General features: G+C 65.4%; 16 protein-coding genes, 1 tRNA gene and 2 pseudogenes. 7 read left to right on the top strand and 12 right to left on the bottom strand.

Annotation, left to right across the window (positions count from 1 at the left end; translation table 11 throughout):
* The first annotated feature begins 154 nt into the window (after positions 1–154).
* Entirely contained in the window at positions 155–928 is a 774-nt protein-coding gene (locus tag A5782_RS09460) for a potassium channel family protein (protein ID WP_067098456.1), read from the top strand.
* 10 nt (positions 929–938) lie between these two features.
* Here the strand turns inward: A5782_RS09460 and A5782_RS09455 are convergent.
* The 6 genes from A5782_RS09455 to A5782_RS09430 form a co-directional block, all read right to left on the bottom strand.
* Positions 939–1,012: transfer RNA gene (locus tag A5782_RS09455), tRNA-Ile, on the bottom strand.
* Positions 1,013–1,159: 147 nt separating this feature from the next.
* Positions 1,160–1,540 carry a DUF732 domain-containing protein gene (locus tag A5782_RS09450; protein ID WP_067098617.1) on the bottom strand — a complete coding sequence of 127 codons (381 nt, stop codon included), beginning with the start codon at positions 1,538–1,540 and terminating at the stop codon, positions 1,160–1,162.
* Positions 1,541–1,921: 381 nt separating this feature from the next.
* Positions 1,922–2,344, bottom strand: a complete 423-nt coding sequence (locus A5782_RS09445) for a hypothetical protein (protein WP_067098453.1) — start codon at positions 2,342–2,344, stop codon at positions 1,922–1,924.
* A 348-nt stretch (positions 2,345–2,692) separates the two neighbouring features.
* Positions 2,693–3,550 (bottom strand): carboxymuconolactone decarboxylase family protein, encoded by an 858-nt coding sequence (locus tag A5782_RS09440; RefSeq protein ID WP_067098451.1) that lies wholly within the window; start codon positions 3,548–3,550, stop codon positions 2,693–2,695.
* Between the two features lie 40 nt (positions 3,551–3,590).
* Positions 3,591–4,964 (bottom strand): metallopeptidase TldD-related protein, encoded by a 1,374-nt coding sequence (locus A5782_RS09435; RefSeq protein ID WP_067098448.1) that lies wholly within the window; start codon positions 4,962–4,964, stop codon positions 3,591–3,593.
* A 102-nt stretch (positions 4,965–5,066) separates the two neighbouring features.
* The gene (locus tag A5782_RS09430) at positions 5,067–6,584 is read right to left on the bottom strand and encodes a TldD/PmbA family protein (RefSeq protein WP_067098612.1); all 1,518 of its coding nucleotides are present in this window, start codon (positions 6,582–6,584) and stop codon (positions 5,067–5,069) included.
* A gap of 58 nt (positions 6,585–6,642) precedes the next feature.
* Between A5782_RS09430 and A5782_RS09425 the strand changes: the two genes are divergently transcribed.
* The 3 genes from A5782_RS09425 to A5782_RS09415 are packed head-to-tail and all read left to right on the top strand — an operon-like array spanning position 6,643 to position 9,675.
* Entirely contained in the window at positions 6,643–7,527 is an 885-nt protein-coding gene (locus A5782_RS09425; RefSeq protein WP_067098445.1) for a carbohydrate ABC transporter permease, read from the top strand.
* Positions 7,514–8,338 carry a carbohydrate ABC transporter permease gene (locus tag A5782_RS09420; RefSeq protein WP_067098443.1) on the top strand — a complete coding sequence of 275 codons (825 nt, stop codon included), beginning with the start codon at positions 7,514–7,516 and terminating at the stop codon, positions 8,336–8,338. The genes A5782_RS09425 and A5782_RS09420 overlap by 14 nt, the downstream gene beginning before the upstream one ends.
* Positions 8,335–9,675, top strand: coding sequence for an extracellular solute-binding protein (locus tag A5782_RS09415; RefSeq protein ID WP_067098435.1), 1,341 nt, complete (start codon positions 8,335–8,337; stop codon positions 9,673–9,675). The genes A5782_RS09420 and A5782_RS09415 overlap by 4 nt, the downstream gene beginning before the upstream one ends.
* Before the next feature lie 7 nt (positions 9,676–9,682).
* Here the strand turns inward: A5782_RS09415 and A5782_RS09410 are convergent, their stop codons facing one another.
* The 3 genes from A5782_RS09410 to ddaH are packed head-to-tail and all read right to left on the bottom strand — an operon-like array spanning position 9,683 to position 13,282.
* Positions 9,683–11,137: an amino acid permease gene (locus tag A5782_RS09410; RefSeq protein ID WP_156623867.1), complete on the bottom strand. Its 1,455-nt coding sequence runs from the start codon at positions 11,135–11,137 to the stop codon at positions 9,683–9,685.
* A 28-nt stretch (positions 11,138–11,165) separates the two neighbouring features.
* A complete protein-coding gene (rocD, locus tag A5782_RS09405; RefSeq protein ID WP_067098429.1) occupies positions 11,166–12,416 on the bottom strand; it encodes an ornithine--oxo-acid transaminase in 1,251 nt (416 codons plus the stop codon).
* Positions 12,413–13,282: a dimethylargininase gene (gene ddaH / locus A5782_RS09400; RefSeq protein WP_067098425.1), complete on the bottom strand. Its 870-nt coding sequence runs from the start codon at positions 13,280–13,282 to the stop codon at positions 12,413–12,415. Before ddaH ends, rocD begins: the two co-directional genes overlap by 4 nt.
* Before the next feature lie 124 nt (positions 13,283–13,406).
* Between ddaH and A5782_RS09395 the strand changes: the two genes are divergently transcribed.
* On the top strand, positions 13,407–13,853 hold the full coding sequence (locus A5782_RS09395) for an Lrp/AsnC family transcriptional regulator (protein ID WP_067098422.1): 447 nt from the start codon (positions 13,407–13,409) through the stop codon (positions 13,851–13,853).
* A 16-nt stretch (positions 13,854–13,869) separates the two neighbouring features.
* On the opposite strand, the pseudogene A5782_RS09390 reads toward A5782_RS09395, so the two are convergent.
* From A5782_RS09390 to A5782_RS09380, 3 genes and pseudogenes are all read right to left on the bottom strand, one after another.
* A pseudogene (locus tag A5782_RS09390) lies at positions 13,870–14,217 on the bottom strand (hydrolase); the annotation flags it as partial.
* Positions 14,218–14,348: 131 nt separating this feature from the next.
* Entirely contained in the window at positions 14,349–15,203 is an 855-nt protein-coding gene (locus A5782_RS09385; protein ID WP_067098416.1) for an energy-coupling factor transporter transmembrane protein EcfT, read from the bottom strand.
* A complete protein-coding gene (locus tag A5782_RS09380) occupies positions 15,200–17,242 on the bottom strand; it encodes an ATP-binding cassette domain-containing protein (protein ID WP_197694176.1) in 2,043 nt (680 codons plus the stop codon). Before A5782_RS09380 ends, A5782_RS09385 begins: the two co-directional genes overlap by 4 nt.
* Positions 17,243–17,350: 108 nt before the next feature.
* Here A5782_RS09380 and A5782_RS09375 point away from each other — a divergent pair, with 108 nt between their 5' ends.
* A complete protein-coding gene (locus A5782_RS09375) occupies positions 17,351–17,839 on the top strand; it encodes a MarR family winged helix-turn-helix transcriptional regulator (protein ID WP_067098409.1) in 489 nt (162 codons plus the stop codon).
* A gap of 129 nt (positions 17,840–17,968) precedes the next feature.
* Positions 17,969–18,355 (top strand): annotated as a pseudogene (locus A5782_RS25300) (FHA domain-containing protein); the annotation flags it as partial.
* Between the last annotated feature and the right edge of the window lie 110 nt (positions 18,356–18,465).

The following is an 18,465-nucleotide window of genomic DNA, read 5'->3' as shown; positions in this document are numbered from 1 at the left end:
AATGTCGCCTCGCAGTCAGCGCATCAGCCGAACGGCCCAAAAATTTTCCAAAGCGGCTCTGATCAGCTCGGCAGGCGGCATACGCTCCCTTCGGCGAATCGGGCAACGTCACCAACCACGAACGCTCGAAACAGAGAGGTTTGGGCAAGTCGTTATGAGTTCACAATCGACGCTCGAACGCTGGGAACATCGCACAGAATGGCCGCTCGCCTGTGTCGCCGTCCTTTTCCTGGTCACCTACTCCGTGAAGGTGCTGGCTCATCCTGGTGGGCTTACCTTGCGCGCGCTGGACGTGATGTTGTGGGCGCTTTGGGTGGGGTTTACCGTCGACTATTTGATCCGGCTCATGCTGGCCCGCCAACGATCGCGGTGGTTCGTCCGGCACATATTGGACTTCGTGATAGTCGCCGTTCCATTCCTACGGCCACTTCGCTTGCTGAGATTGGTCCTCATCGTCGCGGCCCTGCAAAAAGCGTTCGGCGATGCCGTACGCGGGCGCATCGTCATCTACACCGGTACCACCGCCGTGCTCCTCGTCTATGCAGCGTCGCTCGCCGTTCTTCAAGCCGAACGTTCCGACCCAAGCGCCCACATCAGAAATTTTGGCGACGCAGTCTGGTGGTCGATCACCACGATCACCACCGTCGGATACGGGGATTTCTATCCGGTGACCACACAGGGTCGGCTGGTTGCGGTGTTGCTCATGATCGGCGGTATCAGTCTCATCGGCATGATCACAGCGACGGTGGCGGCTTGGATCGTCCATCGCGTCGCGGAGGAAGACACCACAACGCAGGCCGCGACCGCCGCGCAAATCGACGAGCTACGCACGCAGATCACGCACCTCACAACGCTATTGACCGATAGTGCTCGCAACTCGCTTGAGGTCAGCGGGGGTGCTGCAACCACCACCCGAGCCACAAGATAGGAGTTTTAAGTGGGGCGGGCGGGGCTCGAACCCGCGACCAACGGATTATGAGTCCGCGGCTCTAACCAACTGAGCTACCGCCCCCGACGGGGTAGTTCCGTAGGAAACCGTAGCCGAAGACCGAAGTCAGTGTCCGTCGGGCGGCGCCACCGCCTCTACGGGGAATGACACGCTCGGTGGGCGCCCCGTTTCGGCGGCGCCCACCGGCAAAACACCTCTACGTCCTCGCGATTAGGCGGGAGCCGGTCCCGGCTGGCCGGCTTGATTCTTGATCTTGGGAATCATGTCGGGCGCGTAGACGTAAATCGCCGACTCGACCTCCCATTCGGCCTGGGCCTGATTCATCGGCGTGGTGCGGGTGATCATGTTGATCAGCTCCTGGCCCTCTCCGTACGGATTGGGGTTGGCCCGAACCTGATCGGCGAACCAACGCCCCTCGGCGGCTTCGCTGCAGTCGTTGAAATCGGCGTTGTGCACCATCTTGTTCTGCGCCAGCAGTTTGATGTACTGATCGTCGGCGGGACTCATGCTGCACGAGGCCGAGGCTTGTGGCGCTGACGCCACAGCACCACCGAACATGGCAGCCCCCAGCGCAATGCCGGCGGCCCCCACCGTCAGCACCTGCACGCGCGATCGTGTCGTTGTCACTCCTCCGGACCCCCTTATCGTGGAATTTGCTACCTTCCCGTCCGTGACACAGACCGGGTACCACCGGCGATCAGCCCGGCAAACGACGATTCACGCAAACAACGGGTGAACAGCAATTACCTAAAATTACTGTGCGAGAAACTATTCGGATCTAAAGCGGTAACGGTGCGAGCCCAGTGCGAGCGACGCGGCGCGCCTACCGAAGCCACCGACCAAGGATCCCGTTGCCGTAGCTTTGGAGTTAGCTGGACCAACCAAATCGTAAACGGCCGGAGGGCTAAGCCCTCACGGCCGCTTACGTTTGAAATACACGAAACCCGTTGCGCCGCAGCGGCGCTCGCCTGCCTAGGACTCGGACGGCCAGCTTGCTTTCGCGGCCTGATCCTTGATCTTCGGGATCATGTCCGGCGCGTAAACATAGATCGCCGACTCGACCTCCCACTCGGCCTGAGCCTGGCTCAACGGCGTGGTGCTGGTGATCATGTTGACCAGCTCCTGACCCTCGCCGAACGGATTGGGGTTGGCCCGGACCTGGTCGGCGAACCAACGCCCCTCGGCGGCCTCATGGCAATCGCTGTAATCGGCGTTGTGGACCATCTTGTTCTGCGCGAGCAGCTTGATGTACTGATCGTCGGCCGCACTCAAACTGCAGGTAGCCGAGGCGAGTGGAGCTGACAGCACGGCGCCGCCCAGCATCGAGGCACCCAGCGCGACGCCGGCACAGACCGATGACACTCGTAGGCGCGAGCGTGTACCGGTGCTTGTCATTTCCGAACCTCCCTCTGCGCGGGAAACGCACTCGCTTCCGACGCAACCCAAGCTAGAAATCCTGCAAACAACTGACACGGAAAGCCATCCGGACCGCGGGCCAATGACGCACGATCCATGGCCATCCGCCTCGGGCCACGCTGCCGTCTCGTTACCGTCACTTCTCGGTGTCGTATCAGTGTCGGCGAACGGGCTAAAAGTAGCGAACGACCCCCCCGCACAGCGGAAACGTACGCTTGCGGGCCAGTGTACGAATGGTTAACATTTCGTGCCCTCGGCCCAGGGCCAGGAGGCGGCTGCCCCGTCGAGCAGCACGGCTCGGTGCCACCGGGCGCGCACCCGCAAACGTCAGCTAAATACGGTCTGGCCATCGGCGTCGAGCAGGTACCGTTCGGTACCGTTCTCGACGCGCGGCGCATCGGCGCCCAATGACACGGCGACTTTATTGCTCGCATTTCGCATGATGTCAAAGGTGAGCTCGACGGCCTCCGCCTCGGAGAACCGGGAGCGCACCTCGGCGACATCGTCGGCGACGAGGTGCGCAGGGGTCCAAATTAACGCATCGGCGTAGCGGAGCGCTGCTTTAGCGCGGTCGTCGAGCAAAGTCGACGATTCGAAGCGCTCAACCTCCTCGTACAACGTTTCCGAACCGCCGGCATCGAGAGCGCCCCCCTCGCGTAGCGAGCTGCACAACCGGCAATTGTGCTGAGCCGCGCCACGCAGCCGCACCAGTTCGGACGTGACGGGGTCGAGCGCGCGCATTCGCGCCACCGCGATTAAAAAGTCGTTGAACACCGGATCCGACGGGTCGGTGGTGTGATCCCACGCAATCGGACCGTCCACCCAGCCCAGGTACTGCGCACCGACCTCGAGCGCTTCGAGCCCGGCCCGCACCCGCGGGATGAAGTCGGCGATGTACATCTGCACGACGACGTCAAAGGTGGCGTCCCCGAGTTGCTTCCACAACCGCGACCGCTGCTCGGCGGTAATCGACGAGACGTCGGCGCTGAATTGTTCGGCGAATTCGGCGACGGCGGTCTCGGCTTCCGATTCCGGCTCGCCCACCTCAATGCTCGCGGGCAACGGTGGCAGCGACATCGTCTGCGCGCACACCCGACGAACCAGCGCCGCAATGCGACCGTCGCCGGGGGATAACGACACCAACCGCGTGAGCTGGTCTTCTCGAACCGAAACCGGAGCCGCCATTCGTCACACGCTAGAACGCGCGGTGGCGGGCGGCAACGAATTACTGGGCCTGGCTCACCGAAGACATGTGGAAGTCGGGTATGCGCAGCGACGGCATCGCGGCGCGGGTGGCCCAATCTCCCCATTCGCGCGGCAGGGTCTTTTCGCTGACGCCGGCCTCGGTGGCCCGTCGCAGCAGGCCCAACGGACTCTCGTTGAACCGGAAGTTGTTGACCGCCGCGCTCACCTGGCCGTCCTCGATGAGGTAGACACCATCGCGGGTCAGCCCGGTGAACAACAGTGTGGTGGGGTCGACGACGCGGATGTACCACAACGTGGTGAGAAGCAGGCCGCGTTCGGTGGCCGCGATCATGTCGTCCTGACTGGCGCTTCCTCCGGTCATCACCAAATTGTCGGCGGCCACCGCGACGTCGGCATCGTATTTGGCGGCCGTGGCCCGCGGGTAGGCCAACGCGTTGATCACCCCGTCGCGGATCCAGTCCACCTGGTTGATCGCCATGCCGTTGTCGAACACCGACACCGTCTCCGAGGAACTGCTCACCGCGACGAACGGCGTGCAGGCGAGGCCGGGCGCCATGGGATCGGAGAACAGCGTCAGCGGCAAGTCGGTGAGCCGCTCCCCCACCCGGGTTCCGCCGCCGGGCGCGGAAAACGCTGTCCGGCCCTCCTGGGCGCCGCGGCCGGCCATCGACCACGCCATGTAAATCATCATGTCTGCCACCGTCGACGGCGGCATGATCGTCTCGTAGCGTCCTGCCGGCAATGCGACGCTGCGCTGCGCCCAGCCCAGCCTCGTCGACAGCTGCTCGAGCAGCGAATCCGTTGGCACATCGACGAAGTCGGGTGTCCCGATGCCCGCCCAGGCGCTCGCCTCGCCGCGTTTGGCGTTGATCTCCACCGCACCGGTGGGCTGGGTGAAACGTCGCCGCAATCCGGTCGACGACGCCAAGAACGTCGTCGAAACACTATGGTGGGCAAAGCCATACAGCCGGTCCTCGCCGCGGAAGCCGCGGCTCAACGAGTCCGCGACGTCGGAGAAGACCAGCGGGCCGGTGCCGGGCACCGGCGCATCCCAATCGACGGGCACCCCGGTATCACCGAGCAGCGGTGCGGCATCGCCGGCCTCGGGCGCCGCGGCGGCCGCCTCCTGTGACGCCGCCACCAGACCCGGGAGCACCCGCGGGTCGGCCTCGCCGGACACCACCGTGCCGATACGGGCGCTGGACCCGCGACGCACCACCGAGACCACCGTCACGCTGCGGCTCACCGAAACCCCGTTGGTGGTCATCGAATTGCCCGCCCAACGCAGGGTCGCCTCTACCTTGTCGGTGACCAGCACCATGGTTTCGTCGGCACCGCCGAGCTTGGCCGCCTCATCGAGCACGAGGTTGACGACATGCTGCGCAGTGATCATCGGCGCCGCTCCTCACCATCGCTACGCTCTGCATCGTCGCCGGCGCGGATCATCGGCGCCGCTCCTGCGCATCGCTACGCTCTGCATCGTCGCCGGCGCGGATCATCGGTCGCCCTCGGAGCGGGTGTTGAGCACGTTGACGCCGCGGAACAACGCCGACGGGCTGCCATGGCTCACCGCCGCGATCTGCCCGGGCTGAGCCTTGCCGCAGTTGAACGCCCCACCCATGCGCCACGTCGACGGGCCTCCCACGGCTTCCATCGAATTCCAGAAGTCGGTCGTGGTGGCCTGATAGGCGACGTCGCGCAACTGACCGTCCAGGCGTCCATCACGGATCTGGAAGAATCGCTGGCCGGTGAACTGGAAGTTGTACCGCTGCATGTCGATTGACCATGACTTGTCGCCGACGATGTAGATGCCGTCCTCCACCCGGCCGATCAAGTCGTCGGTGCTGATGTCGTCGGCCGCCGGCTGCAACGACACGTTGGCCATCCGCTGGATCGGCACATGATGCGGCGAGTCAGCATACGAGCATCCGTTGGAGCGTGGCTGCCCCAGTCGCTGCGCGAACACCCGGTCGAGCTGGTAGCCGGTGAAGATTCCGTCGCGCACCAAGTCCCAGCTTTGCGCGGCCACGCCTTCGTCGTCGTAACCGATGGTGGCCAAGCCGAATTCGGCGGTGCGGTCGGCGGTCACGTTCATCACCGGCGATCCATACCGCATGGTGCCCAGCTTGTCCGGGGTGGCGAACGACGTCCCGGCGTAGGCGGCCTCGTAGCCGATCGCGCGGTCGTATTCCGTTGCGTGCCCAATGGATTCGTGAATCGTCAGCCACAGGTTGGTCGGATCGATCACAAGGTCCTTGGGCCCCGGAACAACGGTGGGCGCCTTGACCTTCTCGGCCAGCAGCGACGGCAGCTGCGCCAGCTCGTCGGTCCAATTCCACACCTCGTCGCCGGCCAAGACCTCCCAGCCCCGACCCATCGGCGGGGCCAGCGTGCGCATGGAATCGAAGCTGCCGGCCGCGGGATCGACTGTCACCGCTTCCAGCGACGGCAGCACCCGCACCCGCTGCTGGGTGATCGAGGATCCGAAGCTGTCGGCGTAGAACGTCTGTTCCTTGACGGCCGTCAGCACGGCCGACACGTGATTGATGCCGTCGGCACTCAGCAGCCGCCCGGAGTAGTCCTCCAGCACGGCGATCTTGTCGGTCGTCCAAATGTCGAACGGGTCGATCCGGTAGTTCGACACCCAGTCCGCGTCCGCGTAGACGGGCTCGGGCGCCAACTCGACGCGCTCGCTGCTCAGCGTCGCCAACGTGGTGGCCACGTGCACCGCGCGCCGCGCGGTCTCGGCGGCCACCGACGGCACCAACTCCGCATGCGAGGCGAATCCCCAGGTGCCGTCGACGATCACCCGCACCGCCAGCCCAATCTCACGATTGATCACCGCGGTCTCCAGTTCCCCGTCGCGCAGCTGGATGATTTCGGTGACGATGCGATGAACCCGCAGGTCGGCGTGCGTCGCCCCGGCCGTTTTGGCCGCCGAGAGCGCGGCGTCGGCCAGGCCGTGGCGCGGCAGGTCCAGGAAGGCGGCATCGATCCCCCGGTTCGGTGTCACCGTTCCACCGTAACGGCCGGTCACCCCAAACCCCGGCGGCGCCCGCTTTAATTACCCCATGGCCAGCGCGGTGCTGAACAAACAACCTCGATCCACCGCGCTGGGCTACGCGCTGCTGGCGCCCAGCCTGTTCGGCCTGCTCGCCTTTCTGCTGCTGCCCATCCTGGTGGTGCTCTGGCTGAGCCTGTGCCGATGGGATCTGCTCGGCCCACTGCATTTTGTCGGCCTGTCCAACTGGCGGTCGGTGCTGACCGACGCCGGGTTCGGCAACTCCCTGATCGTCACCCTCATCTTCGTGGCGATCGTGGTGCCGGCGCAGACCGCGCTGGGATTGCTGGCCGCGACCATGCTGGCCCGCCAGCTTCCCGGCACCGGCCTGTTTCGCACCCTGTATGTGCTGCCCTGGATTTGCGCTCCGCTGGCCATCGCGGTGCTGTGGCGCTGGATCCTGGCGCCCACCGACGGCGCTGTGAGCACGGTGCTGGGACACAGCATCGGGTGGCTGTCGGATCCCAGCTTTGCGTTGCCGCTCGTTTCGGCGGTGGTGGTGTGGACCAACGTCGGATATGTCTCGTTGACCTTCCTGGCCGGCCTGCTGGCCATTCCCGACGACATCCACGCCGCCGCACGCACGGACGGCGCCACCGCGTGGCAGCGGTTCTGGCGCATCACCGTGCCCATGCTGCGCCCGACGACCTTCTTTGTGCTGGTGACCGGGATCGTCAGCACCGCACAGGTTTTCGACATGGTGTACGCACTCACGGGCGGCGGGCCGGCCGGCAGCACCGACCTGGTGGCCCATCGCATCTACGCCGAGGCCTTCGGTTCGGCGGCCATCGGCCGGGCGTCGGTCATGGCGGTGGTGCTGTTCGTCATCCTGATCGGCGTCACCCTGGTTCAGCACCTGTACTTCCGGCGACGGATCAGCTATGACCTCACCTAGTCGCCCCACCAATGTGGTGATCTACGCCGGGCTGTCGCTGGGCGCGTTGATCACGCTGGCGCCGTTCGCACTTGGATTGATGACGTCCTTCACCTCGGCGCACCAATTCGTCACGGGCACCCCGCTGCAGCTGCCCCGACCACCCACGCTGTCCAATTTCGCCGATCTGGCCGGAGCCGGGTTCGGCCGCGCGGCGGCGGTGACCGCCTTGGTGACGGCGGTAATCCTGGTGGGCCAGTTGACCTTCTCCGTGCTGGCCGGATACGCCTTCGCGCGCCTGCAGTTCCCCGGGCGTGACGCGTTGTTCTGGATCTACATCGCCACGTTGATGGTGCCGGGGACGGTCACGGTGGTGCCGATGTACCTCATGATGGCCCAGCTCGGTCTGCGCAACACGTTCTGGGCGTTGGTGCTGCCGTTCATGTTCGGCTCGCCGTACGCGATCTTCTTGCTGCGTGAGCACTTTCGGATCATCCCGAACGACTTGATCAACGCCGCCCGCCTGGACGGGGCCAACACGTTGGACGTGATCGTGCACGTGGTGATCCCGTCCAGTCGCCCGGTTCTGGCCGCGCTGGCGTTGATCACGGTGGTCTCGCAGTGGAATAACTTCATGTGGCCGTTGGTGATCACCAGCGGGCACAAATGGCGGGTGCTCACCGTCGCGACCGCCGATCTGCAGTCGCGGTTCAATTCCCAATGGACGTTGGTGATGGCGGCGACCACGGTCGCGATCGCGCCCCTGATCGCGCTGTTCGTGGTCTTTCAGCGCCACATCGTCGCGTCCATCGTCGTCTCGGGACTCAAATGACCCGGCCCCGCTTTTCCACCGTGGTCGCGGGAGCGGTTGCGTTGGTCGCGGTGCTGCTGGCCGCGGCGGCGGTGTTGCTGGATTACTCCGGCCAGCCCCACGGCGGCAAGACCGTCGTCACCGTGCGGGTCTGGGGCGATCAGATCGGCGCGGCCTATCGGGAATCGTTTGCGGCCTTCACCCGCGCCCATCCAGACATCGACGTGCACCTGAACCTGGTGGCGTATTCGACCTACTTCAACACCCTGCGCACCGACGTGGCCGGCGGCAGCGCCGACGACATCTTCTGGTTGTCCAATGCCTACCTCGCCGCGTATGCCGACAGCGGCCGGCTACTGAACATCGGTGAAGCGCTTGGGCGCAAGGCCGCCGCGGATTGGGAGCAGCCAGTCGTCGAGCAGTTCACCCGCAACGGCGTCTTGTGGGGCGTGCCGCAGCTGACCGATGCGGGAATCGCCTTGTACTACAACGCGGACCTTCTCGCCGCGGCCGGCGTCGATCCCGCCCAGCTGAGCACCTTGCGGTGGAGCCCAGACGGCGGCGACACATTGCATCCCCTGCTGGGCCGGCTCACGGTCGACGCCGACGGAAATCGCGGAGACACACCACGTTTCGATGCTGGACGGGTGCGCCAGTGGGCATACAACGCGGCCAATGACCCCCAAGGCATCTACCTGAACTACATCGGCTCGGCCGGCGGCGTGTTCCAGCGCGGCGACACGTTCGCGTTCGACAACCCCGCGGCCGTGACGGCCTTTCGGTACCTGGTCGACCTGATCAACCGCGACCACGTCGCGCCGCCCGCCGCCGACACCAACGACAACGGCGACTTCTCCCGCAACCAATTCCTGGCCGGCAGGATGGCGCTGTTCCAGTCCGGTACCTACAACCTGGCGCCGGTAGCCCGCGACGCCCGCTTCCACTGGGGTGTGGCGATGATGCCCGCCGGCCCGTCGGGCCGGGTCAGCGTCACCAACGGCATTGCCGCGGCGGGCAATGCGGCGACGAAGCATCCCGACGCGGTGCGCCAGGTGCTGGCCTGGATGGGCGGCAAGCAGGGCAATGAATATCTGGGCCGCTACGGCGCGGCCATCCCCGCGGTGTCATCGGCCCAACTCGTGTACTTCCAGTACTGGGCCAGCAAGGGTATCGACGTCACGCCCTTCTTCGCCGTGCTGAACGGTCCGCGCATCGCGGCCCCCGGCGGTGCGGGATTTGCCGCCGGCAATGCCGCGCTGCAGCCGTACTTCGACGAAATGTTCTTGGGCCGCGGTGATGTCGCAACGATGTTGCAGCGGGCTCAGGCGGCGGCCAACACCGCCGCAGCGCGCCAGTGAGGCCTCGTCACCGGGCATCGCCCAGTGACGGTTCGACCGTTTCGTCGTTGAGCGCGCTGTGGTGGCGACCCCAGACGAAATAAAATATCAACGCCAGTAACACCCATCCGGTGAACGCGATCCAGGTATACCAGTGCAGGCTGGCGAGGATGTACCCGCAGGCCGCCACCGAAAGGATCGGCGTGACGGGATAACCCGGGACCTTGAATCCCCGCGGCAGGTCGGGCTCGCGCACCCGTAAGACGATCACCCCGACGGATACGACGACGAACGCGGTGAGTGTGCCGATCGACACCATGTCGGCAAGCTTTTGCAGCGGGATGAAGGCGGCCAGGGTCGAGGCCGCGATGGCGACGATCACCGTATTGTGCACCGGGGTCATGGTGCGCGCGTTCACGGTCGCGAATCTCGCGGGCAGCAGCCCGTCACGACCCATGGCGAACAGGATGCGGGTCAGGCCGTACATGGTGACCAGGGTGACGCTGAAGATCGAAATGACCGCTCCGGCAGCCAGAATCGTGCTGGCCCAGCCGCCGTGGGTGACGTTGTCGAGAATCGTGGCCAGCCCGGCTTCCTGCTGGCCGGCGAAGTTCTGCCAGGGCTGGGTGCCCAGCGCGGCCACTGCGACCAAGACGTAGACGCCGGTGACGGTCAGCAGCGCGCCGATCAAAGCGCTCGGCATCGTCTTCTGTGGGTTCTTCACCTCATCGCCCGCGGTGGACACGGCGTCGAGGCCGATGTAGGAGAAGAAGATGGTGCCGGCGGCCGAACCGATACCCGCAACTCCGAATGGCGCAAAGTCATGAAGACGGCTCACGTCGAACGCCGTGAAGGCGACGACCGCGAAGACGACGAGCACGCCGAGTTTGATCATCACCATGACCGCGTTGACCTTGGCCGATTCGCTGGCGCCGCGGACGAGCAACAACGCGCACATCACGATCAGCACGACCGCCGGCACGTTCAGATAACCGGGTTGCGCATCCCACGGCGCCGCCGACAACGCTTGCGGCAGTCGAAATCCCACGACGTTGCTCAGCAGCTTGTTCAGGTAGCCGCTCCAGTTGACGGCGACCGCCGCGGTCGCCACCCCGTATTCCAATAGCAGGCAGGCCGCGACACACACGGCCACGACCTCACCGAGCGTGGTGTACGCATAGGAATACGACGACCCCGAAACCGGTACCGCCGAGGCCAATTCGGCGTAGCAGACGGCGGCGAGACCGGCGGCGATGCCAGCGAGGAGGAAGGAGACGATCACTCCCGGGCCGGCTTCGGGGACGGCCTGCGACATGACGAAGAAGATGCCGGTGCCGACTGTCGAGCCGACCCCGAACATCGTCAGCTGAAAAGTGCCGATACCGCGCTTGAGATGGTCGGCGGCACCGTGTGCGACGTGGGCACCCACCACCGGGCGTCGCCGCAGCATCTGCTCTTTCAGGCTGATCGACGTGGTTGGCAAGTGCGCCTCCTGTGGCCGGGTCAGCTGATTATGAAGCAGCCTCCCCTAATACCGCAGCAAGCTGGCCAACCGCCCAGTCGATCTCCTGGGCGGTGACCACCAGAGGTGGAGAGAAACGCAACGTCGAGCCGTGGGTGTCTTTCACCAGTACACCGCGCTCAGCCAGCCGCAAGCTCATCTGTTTACCGGCGCCCAGAGACGGGTCGATATCGACGCCGGCCCACAACCCAAGGCCGCGTACCTCCAATACACCGGCGCCGATCAGCCCTCGAAGCCGCCGATGCAGGTGCGCGCCCAGCGCAGTCGCCCGAGCCTGGAATTCGCCGCGCGCCAGCATCGACACCACGGTGGTGCCGATCGCGGCGGCCAGTGGGTTGCCGCCGAAGGTGGAGCCATGCTGGCCGGGATGCAGTACGCCCAGGATGTCGCGGTCGGCCACCACCGCCGACAGCGGAACCACTCCGCCGCCCAGCGCCTTACCGAGCAGGTACACGTCGGGGACCACCCGCCACCGGTCGCAGGCGAACGTGTAGCCGGTGCGCGCCAGGCCCGACTGGATCTCGTCGGCGATCATCAGCACGTTGTGCTCGCTGCACAGCGCACGGACGGCCGGTAGATAGTCGTCGGGCGGGACGATGATGCCGGCCTCTCCCTGGATCGGCTCCAGCAGCACCGCGACGGTGTTGTCATCGATCGCCTGCGCCAGGGCGTCGGCGTCACCGAACGGCACCGACCGGAATCCCGGTGTGAAAGGCCCAAATCCATCCCGCGCGGTGGGATCCGACGAGAAGCTGACAATGCTGATCGTGCGGCCGTGGAAGTTGTCGTCGGCCACGATGATGTTCGCCTGCCCCTCGGGAACACCCTTGACATCGGCGCCCCACTTGCGGGCGACCTTCAGACCGCTCTCCACGGCTTCGGCGCCCGAATTCATCGGCAGCACCATGTCCTTGTCGCATAGGTAGGCAAGAGCTGCGCAGAAGGGCCCGAGCTTGTCGGAATGAAATGCCCGGCTAACCAACGTAACTGCGTCGAGTTGCGCATGCGCCGTCGCGGTGATCTCGGGATTGCGGTGACCGAAGTTCATCGCGGAATAGGCGGACAGGCAATCCAGGTAGCGTCGACCATCGACATCGGTGATCCACGCGCCCTCGGCCCTTGCGGCGACCACAGGAAGCGGCGAATAGTTATGCGCCGCACGCTTTTCTACCAACCTGATCGCGGTCTCGATTCGGTTGGCGGTGACCTTCTGCGACGTTTGCGCGTCGAGAATCGTCATGGGAATACCTCCAATGTGCAGCACTTGACGGAACCGCCGCCCTTGAGCACCTCGGACAAGTCGAGGCCAATCGGTTCGAAGCCGGCTCGACGCAGTTGTGCAGCGAAACCTGTTGCTGCGGATGGAAGCACAACGTGCAGACCGTCAGAGACGACGTTGAGACCCAGCACATAAGCGTCGGCCGTGCCGGCCACGATGGCGTCTGGGAACAGCGCACCCAGTTGCTGTTGGGCCGCGGCGCTGAATGCCGGCGGATAGAACGCGATCGTGTGGTCGTCGAGAACAGCCAAGGCGGTATCGAGATGGTAGAAGCGGGGGTCCACCAGCTCCAGCGAGACGACCGGCGCCCGCAGCGCCGCGGAGATTTCCGAATGCGCGCGGCGGTCGGTGCGAAACCCCCAGCCGGCCAACACGATGTCGCCCACCTTCAGCAGGTCGCCTTGCCCCTCGTTGACGTGGCGGGTGAACACGGGCCGGTAGCCGAGCGACGACATCCACTTTGCGTAGGCGCGCGATTCGCCGGCTCGCTCGGCGAACCGAAACCTCGCGACGATCGCGACATCTTGCGCGATGAACCCGCCGTTGGCGGCGTAGACCATGTCCGGAAGCCCGGCGATGGGCTCGATCACCTCCACCTGATGCCCCAGCCGTAGATAGGTCTGATGCAAGTTGTCCCACTGTGCTTGTGCGAGGCCAACATCGACGGGCGTGGCGAGGTCCATCCAGGGGTTGATCGCGTACTCGATGGCGAAGAAGGCCGGCGGTGTCATCGCATACCGGCGCACACTCGGCATGCGGCCGAGCGCGACGGGCCCAGGGGCTGATCGCTCTGCAGCCAGAGGCGCTGCCACCTGTTGCTCCGTCATAAATCAACGATATTTGAGGCGCCTGGAACAATCAAATGACTATCATTGCGCGTTCATACTCGATTTATTGCGTTAGGATCTCGCTATCAACGATTTATTGTTTCTAGCCGGGTAGGGGGTCGCCATGGACCGCTTGGACGAGACCGACGAGCGCATCCTCACCGAGCTGACCGAACATGCGCGAGCCACCTTCGCCGAAATCGGCGAGAAAGTGAATCTGTCGGCCCCGGCGGTGAAGCGTCGCGTCGACCGGATGCTGGACAGCGGTGTCATCAAAAGCTTCACCACCGTCATCGACCGCAATGCACTGGGCTGGAACACCGAGGCTTATGTCCAGGTGTTCTGTCACGGCAGGATCGCGCCCGACAAGCTGCAGGCGGCCTGGGTCGATATCCCCGAGGTGGTCAGCGCCGCGACGGTGACCGGTGCCCCCGATGCGATCCTGCACGTCCTGGCGCGCGACATGCGGCATCTGGAGGCGGCATTGGAGCGAATCCGGTCCAGCGCAGACGTCGAACGCAGCGAAAGCATCGTCGTGTTGTCCAACCTCATCGACCGGATGCGGCCGTAGCGGTAGGTGTCTGCAGTCAGCGCCGGCGAATCAGCCGCGCCAGCCGAGACCGCCGCGAACGTACTGCGTTGGAGCGACGAGATGCGTACGGCCACGGATGATTTCGCTCGGGAACGGATTGGGTCCGGAGGCGTTTGAGTTGGGTCCGCAAATGCTGTCGCAGCTCGTGCAATTGCGGATCCGTCCAACGGTTCGTCGCTTCGATCGGGTCGGCCGTCAGATCGTACAGCTCCCACTGATCGTCGAGCGGAGACGTTCGGTAGGCCTCTCCCCCCAGCCCGTTGGCCGCCAGGTGACGCACTCCCGGTTCGGTCCAGGTGCCCGGATCGTCGAAGGTGCGGACCAGCTTCCACAGGTGCCCGCCGGCCGTTAGCGGCTCACTTGCTGATTGAGCCGAAGTCCGCCAGGACATTCCAGATGTCGTCGACGGCAGCCGCGATGGTGCGGGTGCGCTGGATATCGGTCATCTGCTCACGCAGCGAAACAACTGATTGCCTAATGGAATTGCAGTATCGAGTCGATGACCACTCCAATGGCCCCGGCGGCCGTGGTAACGCCGAGCGCCACCCAGTCCGCCAGTTTCGGCCGGGCCGGTGCGGCCGCCAGCTGGCCGATGCCGCCTCGGGCGGTGATCGCGTCGCCCATCTCGTCCGCGCGTCGCAACGTCACAACGATTGCCGCCGTGAGTAGGTCGATCATGTCCCGGGCCTGCTGCCGCCTGCGGGCCCTGCGGCTGCGCGGTTCCTGGTTGGGGCGCAGTCGCCGGGCGGCGTAGAGCACTTGAAATTCTTCGATCAACATCGGGAAGGCCCGTAACGCGAGCGCCAGGGCGACGGCCCACTCGTCGCTTGGGATCCGCAGCCACCGCAACGGTCGGCCCAAAGTCGCCAGCGCCGGCCCCATTTCGGCGACGTTGGTGGTCCACGACAGCATCGCGCCCAGGCCGATCAACACGATCGACAACGCGGTGACCCGCACGAAGTGCAGTGTTCCGCCCAGCCCGATGTGCACCCCGGCTATCTCGATGACCGGACTACCGGCGCCGAGCGCGGCAGTTATAGCCCCCACGGCCAGGGCGATCCATATCCAACGCCGCGGCGAGGGCAACGCGCCGCGGGGAATGTGGGCGAGCCGCGCCGCAGTGATCAGCAAGACCAACATCAGTCCGACGGTCGCCCAGCCTGGGTAGAAGGTCAACAGTATCGAAACGCCCAGCACCACCAACAGTTTGGTGCCGGCCCACAATTCGTGGATCTTCGAGGTGCCCGGAACCGGCACCAACAGCACCACCGGGCGGTGAGTTCGCCGGGAGCGGTTCGGTGCCGGGTTGGTGTCCGCGGGTGCGGTCACGGCATACCCCCCGCCGCGGTAGACGCCGTTTCCAGTATTCCGCCACGCAGGAACAGGGTTCGCGGGCAGAGGTCCTCCAGTCCGACGATGTCGTGGGAGATCACCACCACCGTCAGACCTCGTTCCCTGCGCAGGTTCTCCAGCAGCCGCAGCAGGCCGCGCTGACTGGCGACATCCAATCCTGCCAGCGGCTCGTCAAGGACCAACGCCCGTGGGGAACGCGCCAGCAGTCCGGCCAGCACCACACGGCGCATCTGGCCGCCACTAAGTTGGTCGATGCGTCGCTTGCCCATCGCCGGGTCCAGCCCCACCGAGATCAGCGCCTCGGCCACGCGGTCCTCGTCGAGCTGCGAAAAACCCGCTGCGGATGCGACTTCGGCGTCGACATGATCGCGCATCAACTGCAGGCGGGCAGACTGGAACGACAGCGCGACCTCGCCCACGTGTTCGTGGGTGGGCTCGCCATCGATCAGGCAGGTGCCGCTGGTCGGGATCGTCAGGCCGGCCATGATCCACGCGAGCGTCGATTTACCCGAGCCGTTGCCGCCGTGGATCAACACCCCGTCGCCCTGCTCCACCACGAAGCTGACATCGCGCAGGGCGACCTTGGACCACGGTGTGCCGCTGGCGTATTCGTGACCGACATCGATGAGTTCCAGCACCGGAGTGCTCGAGTCGCGACTGATGCCGGCGGCCCTCGCCGGCGCGGTCGCGGTCTCGGCCGTCACGGTGTTGTCCGGCGAGTCACTGAGTTCGATGATGCGGTCGGCGGATGCGGCCTCGTTGTCGTAATGGGTGATGTGCACCAACGCCGTCTGGTGCCGTTTTGCAAGGCCAGACAGCACGCCCAGCAAGGCATCTCGGCCCTGCTGGTCGACCATGGTGGTGACCTCGTCGGCGATGAGCAGCGCGGGATCCCGCGCCAGCGCGGCCGCGAGTGCGAGGCGCTGCAGTTCCCCGCCGGACAAACTTCCGGTGTCACGTTCGGCAAGTCCTTCCAGGCCGACCTCGCGCAGCAATCGACCTACGTCGATATCGGCGTCCGGGGGCAAACCCCAGACCACATCGTCGGCGACCCTGGTACCCAGGACTTGACTTTTGGGGTGCTGCAACACAATCGCGGTGCCCCCCACCTGACCGAGTCCCACACTTCCCGGGCGGTCGACGCTGCCTGCCGTCGGTGATCGGCCGGCCAGGATCAGCATCAACGTGGTCTTCCCCGAACCGTTGGCGCCGGTGACCGCGATGTGTTCGCCGGCATGAACGTCGAGAGTGACCTCGCGCAGCGCGTCTCGCTCGGCGCCGGGGTAGCGGAATCGCACCTTGTCCAACCGCACCGGCACCGGCCCAACCGGCGTGCCTCGAGTCTGGGCATCGTCGGAGGTGTCGAGCTTGTGGACGTCAGGGACCTTGCGCATCCGTTCCAAGAGGCGAGACAGCGCCGACCAGCTGATGAACGAAACGATGACGACCAACAGGACCATGTACGGGAAAATCAGCAGCGGCCAGTGCTGTATCCCGTCGGCGACGTACCGCTTCAGTCCAACGCCAACACCATGCAGGTGTACCCAATTCAGAAATGCCGCGACCCCGTTCGCGTTGGCGGTGATGACGTCGAAGAACAAGCGCCGCAGCCGGCTCAGCACCGCCAGGACCGCGACCCACCCGGCGCCCCACAGAACACCCGCGATCAACGACAACAGCGCAACCGTCGGTAAGCCGCGGCCTTTGCGTTTGACGATTCCGCACAATCCGCCGACCCAGGCGCAATCGATGAGCATGAACAGACTGCCCAGTCCGGCGATCAAAAACGCGATTATCCCACCAGCTACCGTCGCCGCCATCAGCGCTCGGGGACGATAGCGGTAGGCCAGTAATCCCATGGGTACCGTGCCCAGCACCCCCAGCCCTTGAGCGAACGGGATTACCGCGGCGAGGATCTCGATCGCCGCACAGAGGGCTCCCATTACCGCGGCCTGTGCCAACTCGTTCGGCCGCAGCGACCCTTCCCCAGATCGCCGAAAACGCAGCAAGGTCACTTGGGCGATTCTGCCAGTCGAGAGCAGGAGTGTCCGACGAAGATGGCTTTTGCGCGGCACGCGTCGTCATTTTGGTCTCGCTTAGCAAAGCTATGCAACCATGGATAGATGGACAACGTCGTCGATACCGCAAAGCTCGAGGGAGCGCAGGGACTGGGGGCCGATCTGCTCGCGGTGGTAGCCCGGCTCAACCGCCTGGCCACCCAACGCATCCAGATGCCGTTGCCTGCAGCGCAGGCCAGGTTGCTGGCCACCATCGAAGCTCACGGCGAAGCCCGAATCGGTGACCTGGCCGCCGTCGATCATTGTTCGCAACCCACGATGACCACGCAGGTGCGCCGGCTCGAGGAGGCGGGCCTGGTCACGCGGATGGTCGACCCCGGCGACGCGCGTGCGGTCCGAATCCGGATCACCGCCGACGGCAGGCGCACGCTCAACGCGGTTCGGGCCGACCGCGCCGCCGCGATTGAGCCGCAATTGGCGCTGCTCGCCTCCTCGGACCGTCAAGTACTGATGGAAGCGGTCGACGTGTTGCGCAGGCTGCTCGACAACGCCTCGCTTGCCACCTCCCTGGGCGGCCGCCGCAACACGCTGTGAACGGTGGACGCTGGTGGAGAGCTCGGGCAGGGGTGGACACTTAACCGAGCACGGCGACCGGGCGCCCGAGGGCGGGACAGTCCTGACGGCGAGACCAATCGAGCTGACCGGTGACGAAAGGTGGCGGCCATGCCGACTGAGGCTTCGGCCCTTCCGGCTTCGCTGACCGTATGGGCCGGACCGACGAGGTATGTCTTCAGCCCGGGCCGCGACGTGATCGTGGGCTATGGCCCGGGTTGTGACATCCCGCTGGAGCGTCTCGGCAATCCCCCACAACCGCCGTCGGCGCCCCGCGTGGATGTGATCCTGCGGTTCACGGGGACTCACTGGGTGGCCATCGACCTGAGCCGCCGCGGCATCTTCGCCAACGGATCCCGGGTGCCGACCCTCGAAATCCGCGATGGTCTGGAGATCACGATCGGGGATCCCCAGCGCGGTCCGCGCCTGGCCTTTCAAACCGCGCCGTCCGCCGCCCCTCCAGGACACCCCCCGCCTGGCGGCCTTTCTCATCCCCCACCGAACGCCTGTCTCTTATACACATCTCCGAGCCCACGAGACGCGTAGTAAGCTCGTATGCCGTCGTCTGCTTGAAAAAAAAACGGGGGGGGGGGGGGGGGGGGGGGGGG

This window comes from Mycobacterium sp. 852002-40037_SCH5390672, assembly GCF_001665875.1.
Lineage (GTDB): Bacteria > Actinomycetota > Actinomycetes > Mycobacteriales > Mycobacteriaceae > Mycobacterium.
This window is presented reverse-complemented; position numbering and strand designations above follow the sequence as displayed.

Coding starts and splice junctions, on each gene's coding strand:
- A5782_RS09420 (WP_067098443.1), top strand. CDS start 7,514: ATGACCTCACCTAGTCGCCCCACCAATGTGGTGATCTACGCCGGGCTG.
- A5782_RS09445 (WP_067098453.1), bottom strand. CDS start 2,344: ATGACAAGCACCGGTACACGCTCGCGCCTACGAGTGTCATCGGTCTGT.
- A5782_RS09395 (WP_067098422.1), top strand. CDS start 13,407: ATGGACCGCTTGGACGAGACCGACGAGCGCATCCTCACCGAGCTGACC.
- ddaH (WP_067098425.1), bottom strand. CDS start 13,282: ATGACGGAGCAACAGGTGGCAGCGCCTCTGGCTGCAGAGCGATCAGCC.
- A5782_RS09435 (WP_067098448.1), bottom strand. CDS start 4,964: ATGATCACTGCGCAGCATGTCGTCAACCTCGTGCTCGATGAGGCGGCC.
- A5782_RS09415 (WP_067098435.1), top strand. CDS start 8,335: ATGACCCGGCCCCGCTTTTCCACCGTGGTCGCGGGAGCGGTTGCGTTG.
- A5782_RS09375 (WP_067098409.1), top strand. CDS start 17,351: ATGGACAACGTCGTCGATACCGCAAAGCTCGAGGGAGCGCAGGGACTG.
- A5782_RS09425 (WP_067098445.1), top strand. CDS start 6,643: ATGGCCAGCGCGGTGCTGAACAAACAACCTCGATCCACCGCGCTGGGC.
- A5782_RS09460 (WP_067098456.1), top strand. CDS start 155: ATGAGTTCACAATCGACGCTCGAACGCTGGGAACATCGCACAGAATGG.
- rocD (WP_067098429.1), bottom strand. CDS start 12,416: ATGACGATTCTCGACGCGCAAACGTCGCAGAAGGTCACCGCCAACCGA.
- A5782_RS09440 (WP_067098451.1), bottom strand. CDS start 3,550: ATGGCGGCTCCGGTTTCGGTTCGAGAAGACCAGCTCACGCGGTTGGTG.